This is a genomic window from Alysiella sp. (assembly GCF_030525755.1).
Classification (GTDB): Bacteria; Pseudomonadota; Gammaproteobacteria; order Burkholderiales; family Neisseriaceae; genus Simonsiella.
The window spans coordinates 1-4222 of sequence record NZ_JAUNEC010000073.1 but is presented as its reverse complement, the minus strand read 5'-3'; the positions used below and the strand labels follow the sequence as shown (position 1 = coordinate 4222).

Annotated in this window: 4 protein-coding genes and 1 pseudogene; 4 read left to right on the top strand and 1 reads right to left on the bottom strand. The window is 46.3% G+C overall.

The features are described 5' to 3' along the window. Positions 1 to 416, bottom strand: a pseudogene (locus Q4B82_RS09305) (hypothetical protein); the annotation flags it as partial. A gap of 364 nt (positions 417 to 780) precedes the next feature. Here Q4B82_RS09305 and Q4B82_RS09300 point away from each other — a divergent pair. The 4 genes from Q4B82_RS09300 to Q4B82_RS09285 form a co-directional block, all read left to right on the top strand. Further along, a complete protein-coding gene (locus tag Q4B82_RS09300) occupies positions 781 to 1020 on the top strand; it encodes a hypothetical protein (RefSeq protein ID WP_303066184.1) in 240 nt (79 codons plus the stop codon). Positions 1021 to 1031: 11 nt separating this feature from the next. Next, positions 1032 to 1277, top strand: coding sequence for a helix-turn-helix domain-containing protein (locus Q4B82_RS09295; RefSeq protein ID WP_303066183.1), 246 nt, complete (start codon positions 1032 to 1034; stop codon positions 1275 to 1277). A 2-nt stretch (positions 1278 to 1279) separates the two neighbouring features. Beyond that, positions 1280 to 3484, top strand: a complete 2205-nt coding sequence (locus Q4B82_RS09290; protein WP_303066182.1) for a Mu transposase C-terminal domain-containing protein — start codon at positions 1280 to 1282, stop codon at positions 3482 to 3484. Between the two features lie 95 nt (positions 3485 to 3579). Further along, positions 3580 to 4222, top strand: a 643-nt coding sequence (locus Q4B82_RS09285) for an AAA family ATPase (RefSeq protein ID WP_303066181.1), incomplete at its 3' end; no start/stop codon positions are given.

Here is a 4222-nt window from a genome sequence, read left to right as displayed (position 1 = left end):
CTGCCAAACACATTGGTGTGGTAGCGCACAGGCACGATGCTGTCTGTATCTTGTTCGGCTGCCCAATCATCGTATTCGGCGACCATAGAACGCATGGAATCAGGCACCCCTGCTGCCACAGGACGCGGTGCAGGCTGCTTGCGGCGTGGGGTAACAGGCACACCATCACCCTTATCCAGTAGGTGTAACAAACCTTTTTCTCTTAATCCTTCAATGGTTTCAGATGGTAAGGTATAAACCTTTTTAACACCACCTCTACCACCTTTTGCAGGCACAATTTCAAAGTCCCACTCTTCACGTTCAGCTTTGTCAATCACACCAGGTTTGCTACTTGGCAAATTTGGGTCAATGCCTTGTTCTTTCGCAGTTTTTGACAATTCAATAATTTCTGCAACACTTAATTTTATATCATTCATGGAATGCTCCAATACCTTACTACATGTAGCGCATGGTAGTAAGGTAAGTGGTAATAATTAAATTCAAAATAAAAACAATAATTTAAATAAATATCAATAAATATTTTTAAATAACACTTTACTTCTTATTCTTACTACTTTATTGTGTTTACAACTTCAAAACGGAAATTTTAAAGATTGTAACCGATTTGACAGTTTTGTTCTTTAACAACTTGGAAAAAAATCAGAAATAGGGGCTGATTTTGTCCCCTATGAAATGGGATGGTTATGAAGACTATTGAACAGGCAGTCTGTACGGTTATGAGACGTGCGGACTGCCGATTGAATGGTTTTAGAAAATGGCTAATTGCGGAAAGGAATCAAAATGATTGAATTAAAAGTTAAGTTTAATGATGTTTGGGCTGCTGCTTTTCAGGCAGAAAGCATCAATAAGCAAATGAAACAAGATGAAATTTTCGACATGGTGTCAAGCGTAAAACAGCATGACAATATTTTGATACTTAATACAAAATTTAATAACCATGAAGAAGCTCGTCGCATCATCATGCCATTATTGATTATTGCAGCAAATTCTTATGGATTTGATGTCTGCTGTATAAATTAAGGAGTATTGGGATGCACCCAGAAATGATACGCGCCAAAATCAGAATGCGTGGCGCGACCTTAACCGATGTTGCTCGTGAATACGGTATTTCGCCACGCGTGGTCAGCTTGGCTTTGAAGCAACCCAGCTTGTCAGGTGAAAAGGCTATAGCCGCATTTTTAAATAAACCTTTATACAAACTGTTTCCTGACCGTTGGACAAAAGACGGTAAGCGGATTCGTCCACGCTATCGGTATTTATACGAGGAGGCTGCCTGAAAATGGAATTGAAATCACATTATTCCATTGCAGAATTTTTAGAAATGGAATTAGAAGGAATGCCAGGTAGTAAGGTTGGTTGGGGAGATTTAGTTAAACGCCAATCTTGGGCTTTCCAAGAAGTTGCAGCTAAAGGTGGTCGTGGCGGTGTGAAAAAAATCTACGCCCCACCACCTGAAATCATGCAGCAAATCACAGAACGCTATCAACAGCAAATCTTGGCACAACAAGCCAACACCCCGTTCCCCGTATTAGATAGGCTACCTGAAGCCCCTGAAAAACCCGACCTTTCAGGCAGCACCGAAGCACAACGCACCCAACTGGGCGCACGCGAAGCGGTGTTGAAGGCGATTGAAACGCTGATGGCCGAAACGAAAGTAGGCAAAGACGCAGCGATTACCACGTTTTTGACCAGCGCACAGCACCCCAGTCAGGCGCATTTGCTGAAAATGCTGGTGTTGGCGACCGATAAACGCGGGCGTACTGCCCCCTCCCTAACCCTCCCCCACGAGGGGAGGGGAATGGTTGTGCCCAACGCTCGGACGGTTAAACGCTGGTTTAAACAGCGCGATGAAAACCGTTTGATGGCGAAAATCCCACAGTCTAAATGGCAAATACCTGATTGGTATCCACGTTTTCTGCATTTTTTCAGGCAACCGCAAAAACCCAGCGTTCAGGCTGCTTATGATTGGTGGGTGGCGGTGGAATTGGCGGAACAGCCTTTGTTTAAACCACCTAGCATTCATGCCGTACGGCGGATGTTGGACAAAACAGGCGAAGTGGAAAAACAATGCGGTCGCATGGGAGCGCGTGAACTGAAAAGCCAGCAAGCCTATGTCCGCCGTGAGTGGCGACAGTATATGCCTTTGGAAATTGTGTGTGCGGACGGTCAATGTTTTGATGCCGAATGCGGACACCCTGACAATCCAAGCATTGCCATTCGTCCCGAAGTTACGCTGATTGTGGATATTGGCACACGCAAAATTGTGGGTGTGGGCATGGGTTTAGCGGAAAGCGGTCGGGCGGTACGCAGTGCCATCCGATTTATGGTTACGCGATACGGTATTTGCGCCATTTTCTACGCAGACAACGGCAAGGGTTACACCAATGGTTTGCTCAATGATGATGCAACAGGCTTGTTTGCAAGGTTGGGTATCACAATGAAGCATTCTGCGCCATACAGTAGCCAAGCGCGTGGTGTGGTGGAACGCTTACACAAAACCGTGTTGATTAAAACCGCCAAACGTTTGCAAACCTATATCGGTCAAGACATGGACGGCGAAGCCAGTCGTGCCGTACATAAAGCGACACGGCAAGCAGCAAAACAGGAAATTGCTTTACGCGATATTCCTGCGCTGAAAAACATTGCCAGCCTGACACCGCACATGATGCCCAGTTGGGAACAGATGAAAGAAATCATCTATCAAGCAGTGGAAGAGTACAACAACAGTCCACATCGCAGTATGGAAAAAGTGCGTGATGTGAGAGGTAATGTGCGCCATATGACCCCCAACGAACTTTGGGCAATGAAAGAAATGCAAATGCAATCTGAAAACAAAGCGTTGGAAAAAGTGGGCGAAGACGAGCAAATGTATGTGTTTTTACCGCAAGAAATTCGCACCATTGAGCGTTGCCAAGTCAAACTCCGCAATAACGTGTATTTCAACAAAGCGTTTGAAGAGTGGAACGGTTGTGAAGTGCGTGTGGCATACGATGAACACAATGCCGAGCGCGTGTGGTTGTTTGATGATGTGGGTCGTTACTTGGGACACATGGATTGGAATGCGAATGTCCGTGATTTCTTTCCGAAATCGGTTGTGGAACAAGCAAAAGACAAACGCATTGACGCGCAAGTCAAACGATTGGAAACCAAAATCAGCGTGGTGGAAGCGGCACGACCTGTGCCAACAATTGAACACCAACAGAGCGTGAATTTGGGCGGTTTGGTGGTGGATTTGAACAACATCAAACGTGAAGCGGAAACGGTGTTGTTGCCACGCGCTGAACCCAAAACCGACAGGCTACCTGAAGCCCAAGTTGATGTGCCAAAGCAGCCAGTTTGGCAAGTACCTGCCACACCGCAGGAGCGCATTGCCGAATGGCATAGATTGAATGAGCAACCGCATATCAGCGAAGCACAACAACGCTGGCTGACACGGTATCCGCAATCGCACGAGTTTAAGGCATTAAACAGAAATGTGGCTTGATGTTTCAGGCAGCCTGAAACGAAAAAAACAGTCCAAATGTGGCGTTTGGACTGTTCCCTAAAACATTTTTTAAACAACTTATGGAGCATTTTACCATGAAATTTGCCGAAATCACCAATTTGTCGCTGGTTAAAGTCGCAATGGAACGCTTAACCAACCGCTTGGACGGCTTGCCTGCTTTGGGCGTGCTGTACGGACACAGCGGCTACGGCAAAACCACAGCCACCATCGCCGTTGCCAACCGTACCCAAGCCTATTATGTGCAGATGCGTTCGGCATGGAGCAAGAAAACCCTGCTGGAAAAGATTTGTTTTGAAATGAGCGTGCCGATTGCCAAAAACACCGCCGCTTGCTTGGACGCGATTTGTGAACACCTTGCCACCGTGCAACGCCCTCTGATTTTGGATGAAGCCGATTATTTGGTCAGCAAAGCAGGCATGGTCGAACTGGTGCGCGACATCTACGAAGGCAGTCAATGCCCGATTTTACTGGTGGGCGAAGAGCAATTGCCCAACAAACTCAAAAAGTTTGAGCGATTTCATGGTCGCGTATTGAGCTGGATACCTGCACAACCTGTCAGTTTGGCAGATGCAGAAGTGTTGGCAAAGACCTACGCACCCAATTTACAGATTGCACCCGATTTGCTCAAACACATTGTCGAGATTGCACATGGTTCAGTACGTCGCGTTACGGTTAATCTGGTTAATTTATCGGAAACGGCTGCGGTGCATGGTTGTG